Raw genomic sequence first — 16,817 nt, forward strand, 5'->3', positions numbered from 1 at the left:
GGGGCGGAGCCGCCCCCGGCGAGAATTAGGGGCGCTTTTGATGTTTACGGTCCCCGGGGGCGGCGTTGCGTGGTATTTTCCTGCCGACATGCGCAAGCATGCCCATGCGTCGCGCAAGGCGACCGGGTGCCGCCATCGGCTTGGCGGCGAGAGACTAGAACCATAGGGGAAAAGAATGGCTGAGGGGAAATCCAAGATCATCTACACGCTCACCGACGAAGCGCCGCTGCTGGCCACGTCCGCGTTCCTGCCGATCATCCGTACTTTCACCGGCCCTGCAGGCATCGACATCGAAGAGGCCGACATCTCGGTGTCGGGCCGCGTGCTGGCGGAGTTCCCGGAATTCCTGACCGAAGAGCAGCGCGTGCCGGATACGCTGGCCGAGCTCGGCCGCCTGACCCTGCTGCCTGACACCAACATCATCAAGCTGCCCAACGTCAGCGCTTCGGTGGCGCAGCTGAAGGCATGCATCAAGGAACTGCAGGCCAAGGGCTACGCGGTTCCCGATTATCCCGAAGATCCCAAGACCGACGAGGAAAAGGCCATCCGCACGCGCTACGGCAAGTGCCTGGGCTCGGCGGTCAACCCGGTGCTGCGCGAGGGCAACTCCGACCGCCGCGCGCCGGCCGCGGTCAAGAACTACGCCAAGAAGAACCCGCACTCGATGGGTGAATGGAAGCAGTGGTCGCAGTCCCACGTCTCCCACATGCACCATGGCGATTTCTACCATGGCGAGAAGTCGATGACGCTGGACAAGGCGCGCGACGTCAAGATGGAGCTGATCACCAAGTCCGGCAAGACCATCGTGCTCAAGCCCAAGGTTTCGCTGCTGGACGGCGAGATCATCGACTCGATGTTCATGAGCAAGAAGGCGCTGTGCGAGTTCTACGAGCGCGAGCTGGACGATTGCCGCGAAGCCGGCATCCTGTTCTCGCTGCACGTGAAGGCGACGATGATGAAGGTCTCGCACCCGATCGTGTTCGGCCACTGCGTCAAGATCTATTACAAGGATGCGTTCGAGAAGCACGGCAAGCTGTTCGAGGAGCTGGGCATCAACGTCAACAACGGCATGGTCGATCTGTACGAGAAGATCAAGACCCTGCCCGAATCCAAGCACGACGAGATCATCCGCGACCTGCACGCCTGCCAGGAGCACCGCCCGGCGCTGGCGATGGTCGACTCGGCCAAGGGCATCACCAACTTCCATTCGCCCAACGACATCATCGTCGACGCCTCGATGCCGGCGATGATCCGCCAGGGCGGCAAGATGTGGGGTTCCGACGGCAAGCAGTACGACAGCAAGTGCGTGATGCCGGAATCGACCTTTGCCCGCATCTACCAGGAGATGATCAACTTCTGCAAATGGCACGGCAACTTCGACCCGCGCACGATGGGCACGGTGCCGAACGTCGGCCTGATGGCGCAGAAGGCCGAGGAATACGGTTCGCACGACAAGACCTTCGAGATCACCGAAGCCGGTGTCGCCAACATCACCGACCTCGCCACCGGTGAAGTGCTGCTGACCCAGAACGTGGAAGAAGGCGACATCTGGCGCATGTGCCAGGTCAAGGACGCGCCGATCCGCGACTGGGTGAAGCTGGCCGTGACCCGCGCGCGCAATTCGGGCATGCCGGCGATCTTCTGGCTCGATCCCTATCGCCCGCACGAGAACGAGCTGATCAAGAAGGTGAAGACCTACCTGAAGGACTACGACACCGAGGGTCTGGACATCCAGATCATGTCGCAGGTCCGCGCCATGCGCTACACGCTGGAGCGGGTGATCCGCGGCCTCGACACCATCTCGGTGACCGGCAACATCCTGCGCGACTACCTGACCGACCTGTTCCCGATCATGGAACTGGGCACCAGTGCCAAGATGCTGTCGATCGTGCCGCTGATGAACGGCGGCGGCATGTACGAGACCGGCGCCGGCGGCTCCGCGCCCAAGCACGTTCAGCAACTGACGCAGGAAAACCACCTGCGCTGGGACTCGCTGGGCGAGTTCCTGGCGCTGGCGGTATCGATGGAAGACCTCGGCATCAAGACCGGCAACGCCAGGGCGAAGATTCTCGCCAAGACGCTCGATCTGGCCACCGGCAAGCTGCTTGACGAGAACAAGTCGCCGTCGCCCAAGACCGGCCAGCTCGACAACCGCGGCAGCCAGTACTACCTCGCCACGTTCTGGGCCCAGGCCCTGGCCGAGCAGACCGAGGACGCCGAGCTGGCGCAGCATTTCGCGCCGATCGCCAAGGCCCTGGCGGAGAACGAGCAGAAGATCATCGCCGAGCTCACCGAAGTGCAGGGCAAGCCGGTCGACATCGGTGGCTACTACAAGGTCGATCCGGTCAAGTGCGGTGCGGTGATGCGCCCGAGTTCCACCTTCAACAGCATCCTGGAGACGGCGAACGCCTGATCCCGACGGTCTGGACGGCGCTGCCCTCCAGGCCTGGAGTCGACGCCGGTGCTTCCGCAAGGAAGCCCGGCGTCTTCACGTTGATGGCCGCCGTGCGCCTGCCGGCTTCAGGCTGCCGTGCAGTCGTTGGCGAGCGGTGCGTGAGTGCGCCCGTCGAGCAGCAGCCCCTTCCACGGCAGGTCGATCCAGACCAGGCCGCTGGCCACGTCCTCGAAGCGCGGCAGGCCCGATTCGGAAAAGTCGCGCTCGAGCTGATAGCGGCGCCCCCTCCAGTCCAGCTGCAGGCGGTGGTTGACCTTGCCCTGCATCTCGCGCTGCAGCCCGACCTGTTGGCCCTCGCCGCAGCGGTAGTCACCGCTGGGCAGGGCGAAGTGGAACTGCCCGCTCTGGCTGGAAATGCCGTCGTCCTGTTCGATCACCGGCGGCGGCAGGCCGCAGGCGGAAAGCAGCAGCGCGAGGCTGGCAAGGAGGGCGCGCAGTGTCATGGTCATTTCACCTCCAGCAGGCTGTCGTCCCATTTGTCGTGCTTCTGTAGGCCGAGCAGGTTCGCCACCGTCGCGGCGATGTTGGACAGGCCGGCGGTTTCGCTCTGCTTCAGCCCCAGTCTGCCGCCGCTGACGTTGTCGTACAGGATCAGCGGCACCGGGTTCAGCGTGTGGGCGGTCTTGGCCTTGTAGGAGCCGTCCTTGTTGACTGCCGGCTCCCTGGTCTTCTTGTCGAGTTCGAACATTTCGTCGGCGTTGCCATGGTCGGCGGTGACGAGGGCGACGCCGCCGGCCTTGTCCACTGCCTTCAGCAGGCGGCCGAGCGCCAGGTCGACCGCTTCGATCGCCATCGTCGCGGCGCGGAAGTTGCCGGTGTGGCCGACCATGTCGCCGTTGGCGTAGTTGCAGCGCAGCACCTTGTACTGGCCGGACTGCAGCGCGGCGATCATCGCATCGGTGATCTCGGCCGCCTTCATCCACGGGCGCTGCTCGAAGGGGACGACGTCGCTGGGGACTTCCTGCCAGGTTTCGCCGTCGAACCTGCTCGAGCGGTTGCCGTTCCAGAAATAGGTGACGTGGCCGAACTTCTGCGTCTCGGAGCAGGCGAACTGCGCCAGCCCGGTTTTGCTGAACCATTCGCCCGAAGTGTCGCGGATCGCCGGCGGCGGCACCAGGAAGCGGCTGGGCAGCTGCAGGTCGCCGTCGTACTGCAGCATGCCGGCGTAAGTGACGCGCGGATGGCGCACGCGGTCGAACTCGCTGAAATCGTCCTCGACGAAGGCCCGGGTGATCTCGATCGCACGGTCGCCGCGGAAGTTGTAGAGCACCACCGCGTCGCCGTCCTCGATGGTGCCGATCGGCTTGCCATTGCCGTTTTCGTCGAACTCGGCAATGACGAATTCCGGCAGGTCCTGGTCGATGGTGCCGGGATGGCTTGCGCGCAGGCCTTCGACGGCCGCCGTGGCATTGGCGAACTGCGGGCCTTCGCCCAGCACGTGGGTGCGCCAGCCGCGCGCCACCATCGGCCAGTTGGCGTCGTAGCGGTCCATCGTGATGTACTGGCGGCCGCCGCCCGAGGCGATGCGGGCATCGAAGCCGTCGGTGCTGATCTCGCCCAGGAAGGCTTCGAAAGGCACGACGTAGTCCAGCGCACTGGTCTCGGGCACGTCGCGGCCGTCGAGCAGCGCATGGATGCGCACCGTCTTCACGCCTTCGGCCTTGGCCTGCACCACCATCGCCTTCAGGTGGTCGATGTGGCTATGTACGTTGCCGTCCGAGAACAGGCCGATGAAGTGCAGCGCGCCGGTCTTGGCGGCGGCGACGACCTCCTGCCAGGCCTGGCCTTGCCAGATCGTGCCTTCCGCGATGGCGTTGGCGACCAGCGCCGCGCCCTGCGCGTAGACCTGGCCGGCGCCGATGGCGTTGTGGCCGACTTCGGAGTTGCCCATGTCGTCGTCCGAGGGCATGCCGACCGCGGTGCCGTGGGCACGCAGCGTGATGTTCGGATAGCGGGCGAACAGGCGGTCCAGCGTCGGCTTGCGGGCAGCCTCGATGGCGCTGCCGACGGCGTGCTTGGGAATGCCGTAGCCGTCCATGACGATCACGACGACAGGGCCCGGGACGCCGGCGAAGGCGGAGTTCTTTTGCAGCATGCTCGTTTCCTGAAGATGAAATCCAGCGCCGGCGCGGCGTGCCGCGCTCGGCCAAGCTGCTATTTTCCTTCAAATCGGCGCCGTAGTCGCATGGGCGTATTCAATCCTTGCAATCGATCCGGCGCCGTTCCGATGCCGGCGGCCTACTTCCTGAAGTCGCGATGGCAGGATTTGCAGCTTGCATGAACCTTGTCATAGGCTGCCTGGGCGCGGCTCCTGTCATGCGTTTGCGCGGCCTGGGCGAGTGCGTCGGTGGCGTCGTAGAAGGCCTGCCGTTCGTGCTCGAAATCCTGTGGGCGTTCCCACACCGCGGCCTTGGCCTTGGTGGGTGGCTGGAGCGTGTCGGGCGTGAAGTACGGCCACGGACCTTCGCGCACGGTGACGAGCTCGGCGGCCAGGCGGGCGAATTCATCGGCCTGGTAGCGGTCGTCGCGCAGCATCTTGCCCATCGGCTCGAAGCTGCGCAGCATGGCCTTGAAGGCCTCCTGGCGATGCTTGATCGGCTGCCCGGGCAAGGTGTCCTCCACCGGGCCGCCACAGCCGGCGAGGGCCAGCAGCAGCATGGAGGAGGAGAGGACGAAGGAAGAGCGGGCGAGGGACGGCAAGCGGGTTCGGGACATGTGGGTGTGGATTGCGGAGGTTTCAAGGACTGGGAAAGTACGCGCTCGGCGCGGTGCAGTCGGTTCCGACCGTGCCGGCGGCAAGTCGTTCAGGGCCGGCGTTTCAGTCACGCAGCCGCGCGGGCGTGAGCCTGCGCAACTGGCGGCCGACGATGGCGCGGAAGCGCACGTTGTGCAGGCAGAGGCCGCCCGCCAGCCCGATCAGGCAGCCGAGCACGGTGTCGATGAAGCGGCTCTGGAGCAGTTCCACGGCAGGCAGCTGCCCCAGCGTGGGGGCTTCGGCGAGTACGATCGTCAGTGGCGTGATGAAGATGACGGCGAGGCCGTAGTGCCGCACCACGGTGCTTTCGATGATGAAGGTGAGCGCGATGACGATCGGCGCGATGCTCCATGGCGAAAGCGGCAGCGAGATGATGCCCCAGGCCAGCAGCATGCCGATGGCGGTGCCCAGTACGCGGTGCAGCTGCCGGTTCCACACCGCGCGCAGCGACACGCCCTGGATCACCGCCACGCAGCTGATCGGCACCCAGTAGGGACGGTCGAGCTGCAGCGCCTGGGCGATGGCGAGCGACAGGCAGACGCAGGCGCCGATCACGATGGAGTCCAGCACGATGAAATCGAAGTCCGCCGGCGGCAGGGGTGCGATCGCTTCGGGCGCTTCAAGGCGCAGGATGTGCAGGCTGTAGCAGAAGGCGATCAGGCTCGCCAGCAGCGTGCCCATGGTCAGCAGGCCGACCCTGAGCGGAATTTCCTCGACGGTGCCGGGCGAGTAGGCAGCGATCGCCGCAACCATGACGAAGAACAGGCTGCCCGGCGGCCCGACGCGGTAGAAGCGCGCCACCATCGACACCAGCACGGTGATGAAGCCCAGCATCACCGCCTTCGCCAATGGCAGGAAATGGACGATCGCTCCCAGCGTGTAGCTCGCCGACATGCCGAAGGCACAGGCCATCAGCCAGGTCATGCGGTGCGACAGCGGCGTGTTGGGCTGGTACAGGAACACCAGGCCGCCGAGCGAGGAGATCAGGCCGTATTCCAGATGGCCGAAGTAGGCCCCCACCACCAGCGGCAGGCCGGTCGCCAGCGCCGCGGCGAAGGGCATCTGCCAGCGGCGCTTGCTGGGGGTGAGGGCAGTGAGCTGCTGCCATTCGTTGCGGATCAGCGCCTCGAGTCGGTGCAGCAAGGATGGATGGTTCATGGTTCGGTGCCGGTGACGTGTCCGGATGTGTAACACACCCCCGGCGGTGCTTGCGATAGCATCCTGCCGTATCAACTTTTCTTTCCGGATCTCACATGAGTGCTCCCACGCTGATTGCCCTGATTTCGCAGAAAGGCGGGTCGGGCAAGACCACGGTGGCGATGCAGCTGGCTGCGGGCCTGGCGCTGGCCGGCTACCGCGTCGCGCTGGCCGATCTCGATCCGCAGGAAAGCGCATCGCGCTGGGCCGAATCGGCACCGCCCGATGCGCCTTTCCCGGCCCAACTGGTGCGTCTGCAGGGCAAGGCGAAGGACATGGCCAAGACCCTGAAGCCGGTCGCCAACGGCGTCGATGTGGTGGTGATGGACTGCCCGCCGTCCATCGAACATCCCCATGCGATGAGCGCGCTGGAGCTGTGCGATCTCGCCCTGGTGCCGGTGGTGCCCAGCCCGACCGATCTGTGGGCGACGCGCGGCATCGAGCGCCTGATCCTCGATCGCCAGCGCAAGCGCCCTGCCCTGCGTGGCGCGCTGCTGCCCAACCGCGTCATGCGCACTTCGCTGGCGGGGGACGTACTCGACGTACTGCAGGATTTCGAGCTGCCGGTGCTCGATGCCGCCCTGTCGCAGCGCAGTGCATATGCGCTCAGTGCCGTGCGAGGCACCTCGGTGTTCGGGCTCGGGCGCGCCGCCGCTGCGGCCCAGGAAGAAGTCGAGCAATTGGTTGCGGCCGTTCTCAAACTGATCGAAGGATGAGCGATGTCGACGTCCAGAAGCACCTTGTCGAAGCTGCGTGAAACCTTGAAGCAGGAAGACAGCGCGCTGTCCGAACGCCTGCCGGCGGTGGCGGTGCCGCCGGCCGTCCGCGCAAAGGCGGCGCAGTCCGGGAGTACCGCGGCCGGGAAGCCGGCGGCCGCACGCAAGGGCGCAAGGCCTGCTGCGGCGCCAAAACCGGAACCGAGGCCGGAACCCGGACGCGAGGCGAAGCGCTCGGCCGAGGCAGTGCCGCCGCGCGCCAGGCCCGACAGGAAGCGACCGGCCCGAACGGCGGCCATCGCGGACGGGAAGGTCAGCGCCGGCAAGGAAAAGCCGGCCAGGCCGGAAAAGGTCGAACGCGACTCCTTCTCGATGCCCGCAGGTGAACACAAGCGCATCAAGGCGCTGCGTGCCGCGCTGGCCAAGGCGGGATGCAAGGCGAGCAAATCCGAAGTGCTGCGCGCCGGCCTGGCCTTGCTGGCGGCGCGGGACCTGAGCGAAGTGATCCGGGTCATCGCTGCCCTGCCCAAGGTGGCGAAGGGCAAGCGCGGCAAGAAAGCCTGAGTTTCCCTTGCGCCCGGCCTTCGTGCCGGCCGGTTTCAACGCAGCACGAAGTTCTTGTCGGGCTGCGGCGCCGGCGGCGGCGTCTCGCCCAGCAGTTCGCGCAGGCTGGCGTCGATGCCGGCAACGATGGCATCGAGCGCGAGGTCGTTGGGCATGGTGCCGAAGGGCTCCTCGATTTCGTCGCTGAGCGCTTCGAGGGCGAAGAAGGTGTAGGCGACGAAGACCACCACCAGCGGCATCATCAGGCCGATCGAGTCCACCAGGCCGAAGGGCAGCAGCATGCAGTAGCAGTAGGAACTGCGGTGCAGGATCACCGAATAGGTGAAGGGCAGCGGTGTATTGGCGATGCGCTCGCAACTGCCCAGCGCGGTGGACAATTCGTCCAGTCCCGCTTCCATGTGCTGGGCGAGAATGGGGGGCAGGGCGTCGTTCTCGCGCCGTTCCCGCAGCCACTCGGCCAGCCACAGCAGGATCAGCGCGGGGGCCGAGCGCGTGCCCGCGAGGCGGGCGACGAGTGCGTCCGGCAGCAGGCCGGCGAGGCCGGCGTCGCAGGGCCGGTGGCGCAACTGGTTGCGCATCGCCGCGGCGAAGCCGATCAGCCCGAGAATGAAGGGCCGCGTCGCGTCAGGCGCTGCGCCGCCGCGTGCGGTCAGTGTCAGCGCCTGGCGCGCCAGGTTGCGGGACACGATCAGCACGCTGCCCCACATCGTGCGGGCTTCCCAGTAGCGATCGTAGCTGGCGTTGATGCGGAAGCCGAGAAAGATGGCCAGCGCCACTCCCATCAGCGAGAACGGCGCGGCCGTCAGCGTGACCTTCCAGTCGAAGAGCCGGCCGTGCGCCACCAGCACCGTGCAGGACAGCAGGAAGACGAACAGCAGCTGCCAGAAAATGAGGGGCATCAGCGAGCCGCGGCGGACGAACAGCAGGCGGAGCCAGTGCGGGCGGGGTCGGACGATCATGATGGGGGTTCATGGGCGCAAAGTGGAATTCTGGCATCGTTTGCACTGCAGCAAGCGTGTTTGCCGTTCGTTCATGGGGTGTTCCATCCTTGCGAACCGGGGCCTTCCCGGGTCTGGCGGGACAATCGGCAGCTTGTGGTATTCGCTGCGCACAATCCCGCATAGCCTGCATCAATGAGATGGATTGCTTAAACCCCGGGCAGTCTTTGCTAGGCTGAAAGCGTCGATGGCGCGCGGACGGGCGAGACTCGCCGATGTCCGCGATTTTCGGCTTGCTTGGCGAATACAGGAGGCAGACATGGGCGCACATGAAATGAAGGCCGGCGGCAAATGCCCGGTGATGCACGGCGGCATGACGGCCGCGGGCCGTTCCAACATGGACTGGTGGCCGAATGCGTTGAACCTCGACATTCTCCACCAGCACGACAGCAAGACCAACCCGATGGGGCCGGGCTTCGACTACCGCGAAGAACTGAAGAAGCTCGACTTTGCCGCGCTCAAGCGGGATCTCACCGCCCTGATGACCGATAGCCAGGAATGGTGGCCGGCCGACTGGGGGCATTACGGCGGCCTGATGATCCGCCTGTCCTGGCACGCCGCGGGCACCTATCGCATCGCCGACGGCCGGGGTGGCGCCGGTACCGGAAGCCAGCGCTTCGCGCCGCTGAATTCGTGGCCGGACAATGCGAGCCTGGACAAGGCACGCCGGCTGCTGTGGCCGATCAAGAAAAAATACGGCAACAAGCTCAGCTGGGCGGATCTGGTCGCTCTTGCCGGCACCATCGCCTATGAGTCGATGGGTTTGAAGACCTACGGCTTCGCCTTTGGCCGCGAGGACGTCTGGCATCCGGAAAAGGACATCTACTGGGGTTCGGAGAAGGAATGGCTCGCCCCCACCGACAACCCCGACAGCCGCTACTCCGGCGAGCGCGATCTGGACAATCCGCTTGCCGCGGTGATGATGGGCCTGATCTATGTGAACCCGGAAGGCGTGGATGGCAAGCCCGACCCGCTCAAGACCGCGCAGGACGTGCGGGTGACCTTTGCGCGCATGGCCATGAACGACGAGGAAACCGTCGCCCTGACTGCGGGCGGCCATACGATCGGCAAATGCCACGGCAATGGCAACGCGGCCGATCTGGGGCCGGCGCCCGAGGCCGCCGACGTCGAGGACCAGGGCCTGGGCTGGATCAACAAGGTCGGCCGCGGCGTGGGCCGCGAGGCCGTCACCAGCGGCCTCGAGGGCGCCTGGACCACCCATCCGACCCAATGGGACAACGGCTACTTCGACATGCTGCTCAACCACGACTGGGAACTGAAGAAGAGCCCGGCCGGCGCCTGGCAATGGGAGCCGGTCGCCATCCTGGAAGAGGACAAGCCGGTCGACATCGAGGACCCGTCGGTCCGCCACAACCCGATCATGACCGACGCCGACATGGCGATGAAGATGGATCCGGAGTACCGCAGGATCGCGGAGCGCTTCCACAAGGATCCGGCCTACTTCGCGGAAGTGTTCGCGCGCACCTGGTTCAAGCTCACGCACCGCGACATGGGGCCGAAGACGCGCTACCTCGGCCCCGACGTACCGGCCGAGGATCTGATCTGGCAGGACCCGGTTCCCGCCGGCCCGCGCGGCTACGACCTTGCCGCGGTGAAGGCGAAGATCGCCGCCAGCGGCCTGAGCGTGAGCGACATGGTCGCCACCGCCTGGGACAGCGCCCGTACTTTCCGCGGTTCGGACAAGCGCGGCGGCGCCAATGGCGCCCGCATCCGCCTCGCTCCGCAGAAGGATTGGGAGGGCAACGAGCCTGCGCGCCTGGCGAGGGTGCTCGCGGTGCTCGAAGGCATTGCGGCGGAAACCGGCGCGAGCGTGGCGGACGTCATCGTGCTGGCCGGCAACGTCGGTGTCGAGCAGGCGGCGAAGGCGGCGGGTTTCGACATCGCCATCCCCTTTGCGCCTGGCCGCGGCGATGCCACGCAGGAGATGACGGACGTCGAATCCTTCGAGGTGCTCGAACCCCTGCATGACGGCTACCGCAACTGGCTGAAGGCGGATTACGTCGTCGGCGCCGAAGAGCTCCTGCTCGACCGCACGCAGCTGATGGGGCTGACTGCGCCTGAAATGACCGTGCTGGTCGGCGGCATGCGCGTACTGGGTGCCAATCATGGCGGCAGCAGGCACGGCGTCTTCACCGATCGCGTCGGCGTGCTGACGAACGACTTTTTCGTCAATCTGACCGACATGGCCTACATCTGGAAGCCGGTGGGCGGGAACCTGTACGAAATCCGCGAGCGCAAGAGCGGCGCGCTCAGGTGGACGGCGACTCGGGTGGACCTGGTGTTCGGTTCCAACTCCGTCCTGCGCGCCTATGCCGAAGTCTATGCGCAGGACGACAACCGCGAGAAGTTCGTGAAGGATTTCGTCGCAGCCTGGACCAAGGTCATGAATGCCGACCGTTTCGATCTGAGATAAGCTTCGCCGTGATCGCCCACACCGCGCACCGGCGCGGTGTGGGCTTTTGCCGTGCGAACGCCACACCGGAGCCTGCATGCCCGAAATCAGTTTTCTCGAACTCGAAACCGCGCCCGAACCGGGCGTGGCCGTGATCTGGCTGCACGGCCTGGGCGCCGACGGCCACGACTTCGAACCCATCGTCCCCGAGCTTGCGCTGGCGCCCGCGCCCGCCGTGCGCTTCATCTTCCCGCATGCGCCCTACCAGCCGGTGAGTTGCAACGGCGGCTACGTCATGCGCGCCTGGTACGACATCATCTCGCTGGCGCCGGACAGCCGCGAGATCGACGAAGCCGGCCTGCTCGCCTCGCGCGACGTCGTCCGCGCCTTGATCGCACGCGAAGTGGAGCGCGGCATCCCGAGCCAGCGCATCTTCCTCGCCGGCTTCTCGCAGGGCGGCGCGGTCGCCTACCTGAGCGCGCTGACCCACCCCGAGCCGCTGGCGGGCGTGATCGCGCTATCGACCTACATCCCCGCCGCCGGTCTGATCATGCGCGAGCTTTCCGCAGCCAACCGCGGCATTCCGCTGTTCGTCGCGCACGGCACGGAAGACGAGGTCGTGCCACCCGTAATGGGCAGGCAGGCGCTCGAACTGCTGCAAGGCCTGGGCCTGCGGCCCGAATGGCGCAGCTATGCGATGCCGCATGCGGTCTGCGCGCAGGAAATCGACGACATCGGGGTATGGCTGCGGGCGCGGATCGCGGCGCTGTAGCCGCTATCCATCGTGTTCACACCCTCGGATGGCCGGCGCTCTGCTACGCGCGCCCCACCGGAAATGGCGAGCATGAGATGCGAATGCCGCCCGCTGCCGACCAAGCTCAGATGACCGCGGTCAGTTCCGGCACGACCTCGAACAGATCGCCCACCAGGCCGTAGTCGGCCACCTGGAAGATCGGCGCCTCCGGGTCCTTGTTGATCGCCACGATCACCTTCGAGTCCTTCATCCCCGCCAGGTGCTGGATCGCCCCCGAGATGCCGATCGCGATGTACAGCTGCGGCGCGACGATCTTGCCCGTCTGGCCCACCTGGTAATCGTTGGGCACGAAGCCCGCATCGACCGCCGCACGGCTCGCGCCCAGTGCCGCGCCCAGCTTGTCCGCCAGCGGCTCGAGCAGCGTGTGGTAGTTCTCCCCGCTGCCCACGCCCCGGCCACCCGAGACGATGACCTTGGCCGCACCCAGTTCAGGGCACTCGCTCTTGGTCAGCTCGCGGCCGACCAGCGCCGCCACGCCCAGGTCGGCACCCGCGGCCAGCGCTTCGATCGGGGCGGCGCCGCCTTCTGCGGCCGCATCGAAGGCGGTGGTGCGCACCGTGATGACCTTGATCGCATCGGCGCTCTTGACCGTGGCCAGCGCGTTGCCGGCGTAGATCGGGCGCACGAAGGTGTCGGCGCTTTCGATGGCGACGATGTCGCTGATCTGCGCCACGTCCAGCAGCGCCGCCACCCGCGGCAGCATGTTCTTGCCGTTCGGCGTCGCCGGCGCCAGCACGTGACTGTAGTTCGGGGCGAGGCCCTTGACCAGCTCGGCCACGTTCTCGGCCGTCTGCGCTTCGTAGTGCGGCGCGTCGCTCACCAGCACCTTGGCCACGCCGGCGATCTTCGCCGCCGCCTCGGCCGCCGCGCCGCAGCCGGCACCGGCCACCAGCACGTGGATGTCGCCGCCCAGCTTGGTTGCCGCCGTCACCGTGTTGAGCGTGGCGGCCTTGAGCGATTGGTTGTCGTGTTCGGCAATGACGAGAATGCTCATGACACCCTCCGCCGGGCCGTCCCAAGGTGGGTGTCCGCCCCCTTGGGGGGGTGAAGCAGGGAATTCGTGGAGCACTGCTCCACGCATGCGGAACGGGCCGGCTGTGCAAAGCCGGCCCTGCATGCAGCGGCTTCAGCCGCAAATGTGGGGGTAGTCATCTCAGATCACCTTGGCAACGTTCTTGAGTTTGTCGACCAGCTGGGCGACGTCGGCCACCCGCTCGCCCGCGCTGCGCTTGGGCGGCTCGGCCACTTTCAGCGTCTGCAGCCGCGGCGCCACATCCACGCCCAGCTCTGCGGGCTTGACCGTGTCGAGCGGCTTCTTCTTCGCCTTCATGATGTTGGGCAGCGTCGCGTAGCGCGGCTCGTTCAGCCGCAGGTCGGTGGTGACCACCGCCGGCAGCACGATCGACAGCGTCTCCAGACCGCCGTCGATCTCGCGCGTGACCTGCGCCTTGCCATCGGCGATCACCAGCTTCGAGGCGAACGTCGCCTGCGCCCAGCCCGCCAGCGCCGCCAGCATCTGCCCGGTCTGGTTGGCGTCGTCGTCGATCGCCTGCTTGCCGCCGATCACCAGCGCCGGCTGCTCACGGTCGGCCACCGCCTTCAGCAGCTTGGCCACCGCCAGCGGCTGCAGCTCGGCATCGGTCTCGACCAGGATCGCGCGGTCCGCGCCGATCGCCAGCGCCGCGCGCAGCGTCTCCTGGCACGCCCCCACCCCGCAGCTCACCGCCACCACCTCGGTGGCCACGCCCGCTTCCTTCAGGCGCACCGCCTCTTCCACCGCGATCTCGTCGAACGGGTTCATGCTCATCTTGACGTTCGCAATATCCACGCCGCTGCCGTCAGCCTTGACGCGAACCTTCACGTTGTAGTCGACAACGCGTTTCACGGGTACCAGGATCTTCATCGTTGCTGGTTTCTCTTTCGGTTGGGGAAAGCCGCGGCCCGAGGGCCGCGGCTGTTCATTTCTCGACGAAGGCGCGCTCGATCACGTAGTCCCCGCGCTCGCCCTGACGCGGGCTGATGCGGAAGCCGCGGGCATCGAGCAGCTTGCAGGTGTCGGCCAGCATCGCCGGGCTGCCGCAGATCATCGCCCGGTCGTGTGCTGCGTCGAGCGGCGGCAGGCCGAGATCGGCGCACAGCTTGCCGGAATCCAGCAGGTCGGTCAGCCGTCCCTGGTTGCGGAAGGGTTCGCGCGTCACCGTCGGGTAGTACAGCAGCTTTGCGCTGACCAGTTCGCCGAGGAATTCGTCCTGCGGCAGCTCGCGTTCGATGAAATCCACGTAGGCCAGCTCGTTGACCTGGCGCACGCCATGCACCAGCACTACGCGCTCGAAGCGTTCGTAGGTCTCCGGGTCGCGGATGATGCTGAGGAAAGGGGCGAGGCCGGTGCCGGTGGCGAGCAGGAACAGGTTGCGGCCGTCGTTGATGTCGTCGATCACCAGGGTGCCGACCGGTTTGCTGCCGACGATCAGTTCGTCGCCCGGGAGCAAGTGCTGCAGGCGCGAGGTGAGTGGGCCGTCGGGCACCTTGATGCTGAAGAATTCCAGGTGCTCGTCGTAGTTTGCGCTGGCGATGCTGTAGGCGCGCAGCAGCGGCCTGTTTTCGCCGGGCAGGCCGATCATGACGAAGTGGCCGTTGCGAAAGCGCAGGCTGGCGCTGCGCGAGGTGCGGAAACTGAACAGGGAGTCGTTCCAGTGATGGACGTGCAGCACGCGTTCGGTAGTGAGACTGCTCATGATGGCTTCCTTTTGATTCAGGCGCGTTCGTCGCCGAGTTCGCGCAGATAGGCCCAGGGATAGATGCCGCGGTCGTGGCCGTCGGCGAAGACCAGGTTGAGTCCCTTGTCTGCGACCGGCCGGATGTCGGCCAGCGCAGCTGGAGCTGCGGGTGCCTGCCCGCTGCGGCGGCGCTGGGTGCAGGCGGCGCAGCGGCACTGCTGGCGCAGCCTGCCGTGATGCAGCACGCTCGAAGCGCCGTCGCTCCATTCGATGACCAGCAGGCCGGAGCGACGCCTGTCGGTGATCTGCACCGGCAGGCAGGACGAGGTGGTGGTGGCGTTCATAACACCGCCCGCACGTCGTCCTGGCTGCCCAGATGCCAGTCCTGGCCCAGGCCGCCGTCCCTCAGTTCGCCGCCCATCGCGGCCAGGCTTTCCTCGCGGATGAGGGCCTTCAGCTGGCGGTGCAGCGCCATGAAGGTCGGCGATGCGGTCATCTCCGGCGTGCGCGGGCGGGGCAGCGGGATCGGAATCTCGGCCTTGATCCTGCCCGGGCGTGCGGTCATGACATAGACCTTGTCGGAGAGGAAGATCGACTCCTCGATGTCATGGGTGATGAAGAGCACCGACAGACGCAGCTGCTGCCACATGTTGGTGAGGATTTCCTGCATCACCACCCGTGTCTGGGCATCGAGCGCACCGAAGGGTTCGTCCATCAGCAGCACCTGCGGGCCGGTGGCGAGCGCACGGACGATGCCGACGCGCTGCTTCATGCCGCCGGAAAGCTGGTCCGGATAGTGGTTCTCGAAGGACAGCAGCCCCGCCAGCCCGAGCAGGGTGCGGGCCTTGGATTCACGCTCGGCTCGCCCCATGCCCTGCATCCTGAGTCCGAACTCGACGTTCTCGCGCACCTTCAGCCACGGGAACAAGGAGTACTGCTGGAACACGACTCCGCGCTCCGAGCCCGGCCCGTCGATCGGCTTGCCGTCTACCATCGCCTTGCCAGCACTCGGCTTCAGGAAGCCGGCGACGATGTTGAGCAACGTGGATTTTCCGCAGCCCGAAGGGCCGACCACCGAGACGAATTCGCCCGGTTCGACGTCCAGCGTGACTCCGCTCACCGCATCCAGTGCCGCACCGTTCTGCATGAAGCTGACGCGGATGTCGCGCAGGTCGATATGGCCCCTGGCCGGGCCTTTGCCGTCGCTTGCCATCATCCATTCTCCTTGTGGCCGGCCCGCTGCCAGGGCATCGCCAGCCTGGCCAGCAGGCGGATGCCGCCGCTGCACAGCAGGCCGAGAACGCCGATCACCAGCATGCCGATGACGATGTGGGGATACTCGATGAGGGAATAGGCTTCCCAGGTGAAATAGCCGACGCCGAACTGGCCGGAGATCATTTCGGCCGCGATCAGCGATACCCAGGCCACGCCCATGCCCACCGCCAGCCCGGTGAAGATGTGCGGCAGTGCGCCGGGCAGGATGACGCGGACCAGCAGCGCCAGTTCGCCCGCGCCCAGGCAGCGCGCCGCCCGGATCAGCACCGGGTCGACCGAGGCGACGCCGTGCAGGGTGTTGAGCAGGATCGGGAAGAAGGCGCCGATGAAGGTGATGAAGATGATGCTGGTCTCGGTGCTTGGCCACAGCATGATCGAGATCGGCACCCAGGCGATCGCCGGGATGGGCCGGAGTACTTCGAGGGCGGGAAACAGCAGCCCCTTCAGCACCGCGTAGCGCCCGCACAGCAGTCCCAGCACCACGCCGAGCGCGGTGGCGATGCAGAATCCTGACAGGATCCGCCCCACCGAGGTGCCGATGTTGGTCTGGAACTGGGTGCTGCCGACCAGGCCCATCAGCTCGGTGAACACCTCGCCCGGGCTCGGTACGTTGGTGAAGCGGATGTAGAAATCCCAGCGGTACTCGGTGCCGAGGTACCAGAAGCCGAGCAGCAGCGCGATCGACAGTACGCTCAGCGCCAAGGAGCCGAGCTGGGCGCGCAGCAGGCCGAGCAGCCGGGCGCCGGTGCCGGGCGGAAGGCCGGCTGGCGTCGGCGGCGCGCGGTGCAGATCGCGGCGTTTGATGAGCAGCGGCGGATTCATGCCTTCCTCCACCTTGTGCAGTTCTGCCGTGCGTGCCGTGGCGGCGTCGGCCTGGGGGCCGACGGCTCTCATCGGTATTGCGCTTGCCATG

The 16,817-nt window shown here is 66.5% G+C and carries 16 protein-coding genes; 5 read left to right on the top strand and 11 right to left on the bottom strand.

The window, feature by feature from the left end; all coding sequences use genetic code 11:
- The first annotated feature begins 175 nt into the window (after nucleotides 1-175).
- Complete coding sequence (locus ACNQFN_RS00215; RefSeq protein ID WP_418647652.1) at nucleotides 176-2,413, top strand: NADP-dependent isocitrate dehydrogenase; 2,238 nt, start codon at nucleotides 176-178, stop codon at nucleotides 2,411-2,413.
- 107 nt (nucleotides 2,414-2,520) lie between these two features.
- Here the strand turns inward: ACNQFN_RS00215 and ACNQFN_RS00220 are convergent, their stop codons facing one another.
- From ACNQFN_RS00220 to ACNQFN_RS00235, 4 genes are all read right to left on the bottom strand, one after another.
- Nucleotides 2,521-2,904, bottom strand: a complete 384-nt coding sequence (locus ACNQFN_RS00220; protein ID WP_418647653.1) for a hypothetical protein — start codon at nucleotides 2,902-2,904, stop codon at nucleotides 2,521-2,523.
- Entirely contained in the window at nucleotides 2,901-4,550 is a 1,650-nt protein-coding gene (gene gpmI, locus ACNQFN_RS00225) for a 2,3-bisphosphoglycerate-independent phosphoglycerate mutase (RefSeq protein WP_418647654.1), read from the bottom strand. Before gpmI ends, ACNQFN_RS00220 begins: the two co-directional genes overlap by 4 nt.
- 143 nt (nucleotides 4,551-4,693) lie before the next feature.
- Nucleotides 4,694-5,170: a c-type cytochrome gene (locus ACNQFN_RS00230; protein WP_068635639.1), complete on the bottom strand. Its 477-nt coding sequence runs from the start codon at nucleotides 5,168-5,170 to the stop codon at nucleotides 4,694-4,696.
- A gap of 103 nt (nucleotides 5,171-5,273) precedes the next feature.
- On the bottom strand, nucleotides 5,274-6,368 hold the full coding sequence (locus tag ACNQFN_RS00235; RefSeq protein WP_068635638.1) for an FUSC family protein: 1,095 nt from the start codon (nucleotides 6,366-6,368) through the stop codon (nucleotides 5,274-5,276).
- A 95-nt stretch (nucleotides 6,369-6,463) separates the two neighbouring features.
- On the opposite strand from ACNQFN_RS00235, the gene parA reads away from it, so the two are divergent.
- Nucleotides 6,464-7,123 (top strand): ParA family partition ATPase, encoded by a 660-nt coding sequence (gene parA / locus ACNQFN_RS00240; RefSeq protein ID WP_068635637.1) that lies wholly within the window; start codon nucleotides 6,464-6,466, stop codon nucleotides 7,121-7,123.
- A 3-nt stretch (nucleotides 7,124-7,126) separates the two neighbouring features.
- Nucleotides 7,127-7,687 (top strand): hypothetical protein, encoded by a 561-nt coding sequence (locus ACNQFN_RS00245; RefSeq protein ID WP_418647655.1) that lies wholly within the window; start codon nucleotides 7,127-7,129, stop codon nucleotides 7,685-7,687.
- A gap of 35 nt (nucleotides 7,688-7,722) precedes the next feature.
- Here ACNQFN_RS00245 and ACNQFN_RS00250 read toward each other — a convergent pair whose 3' ends face one another.
- Complete coding sequence (locus tag ACNQFN_RS00250) at nucleotides 7,723-8,646, bottom strand: bestrophin family protein (protein ID WP_418647656.1); 924 nt, start codon at nucleotides 8,644-8,646, stop codon at nucleotides 7,723-7,725.
- Nucleotides 8,647-8,944: 298 nt separating this feature from the next.
- On the opposite strand from ACNQFN_RS00250, the gene katG reads away from it, so the two are divergent.
- Together katG and ACNQFN_RS00260 are read left to right on the top strand one after the other, a co-directional pair.
- The gene (gene katG / locus ACNQFN_RS00255; RefSeq protein WP_418647657.1) at nucleotides 8,945-11,119 is read left to right on the top strand and encodes a catalase/peroxidase HPI; all 2,175 of its coding nucleotides are present in this window, start codon (nucleotides 8,945-8,947) and stop codon (nucleotides 11,117-11,119) included.
- A 76-nt stretch (nucleotides 11,120-11,195) separates the two neighbouring features.
- The gene (locus ACNQFN_RS00260; RefSeq protein ID WP_068635633.1) at nucleotides 11,196-11,870 is read left to right on the top strand and encodes an alpha/beta hydrolase; all 675 of its coding nucleotides are present in this window, start codon (nucleotides 11,196-11,198) and stop codon (nucleotides 11,868-11,870) included.
- A gap of 106 nt (nucleotides 11,871-11,976) precedes the next feature.
- Here ACNQFN_RS00260 and ACNQFN_RS00265 read toward each other — a convergent pair whose 3' ends face one another.
- From ACNQFN_RS00265 to ACNQFN_RS00290, 6 genes are all read right to left on the bottom strand, one after another.
- Entirely contained in the window at nucleotides 11,977-12,906 is a 930-nt protein-coding gene (locus ACNQFN_RS00265; protein WP_418647658.1) for an electron transfer flavoprotein subunit alpha/FixB family protein, read from the bottom strand.
- A 159-nt stretch (nucleotides 12,907-13,065) separates the two neighbouring features.
- Entirely contained in the window at nucleotides 13,066-13,815 is a 750-nt protein-coding gene (locus tag ACNQFN_RS00270) for an electron transfer flavoprotein subunit beta/FixA family protein (RefSeq protein WP_068638958.1), read from the bottom strand.
- Nucleotides 13,816-13,870: 55 nt separating this feature from the next.
- Nucleotides 13,871-14,647, bottom strand: a complete 777-nt coding sequence (locus ACNQFN_RS00275; RefSeq protein WP_068637235.1) for a ferredoxin--NADP reductase — start codon at nucleotides 14,645-14,647, stop codon at nucleotides 13,871-13,873.
- Between the two features lie 17 nt (nucleotides 14,648-14,664).
- Nucleotides 14,665-14,973: a DUF971 domain-containing protein gene (locus ACNQFN_RS00280; protein WP_068637234.1), complete on the bottom strand. Its 309-nt coding sequence runs from the start codon at nucleotides 14,971-14,973 to the stop codon at nucleotides 14,665-14,667.
- Complete coding sequence (locus tag ACNQFN_RS00285; RefSeq protein ID WP_068637233.1) at nucleotides 14,970-15,845, bottom strand: ABC transporter ATP-binding protein; 876 nt, start codon at nucleotides 15,843-15,845, stop codon at nucleotides 14,970-14,972. The genes ACNQFN_RS00280 and ACNQFN_RS00285 overlap by 4 nt, the downstream gene beginning before the upstream one ends.
- Complete coding sequence (locus tag ACNQFN_RS00290) at nucleotides 15,842-16,816, bottom strand: ABC transporter permease (protein ID WP_217999622.1); 975 nt, start codon at nucleotides 16,814-16,816, stop codon at nucleotides 15,842-15,844. The genes ACNQFN_RS00285 and ACNQFN_RS00290 overlap by 4 nt, the downstream gene beginning before the upstream one ends.
- Between the last annotated feature and the right edge of the window lies 1 nt (nucleotide 16,817).

It is taken from the genome of Thauera butanivorans (assembly GCF_048398245.1).
Lineage (GTDB): Bacteria > Pseudomonadota > Gammaproteobacteria > Burkholderiales > Rhodocyclaceae > Thauera > Thauera butanivorans.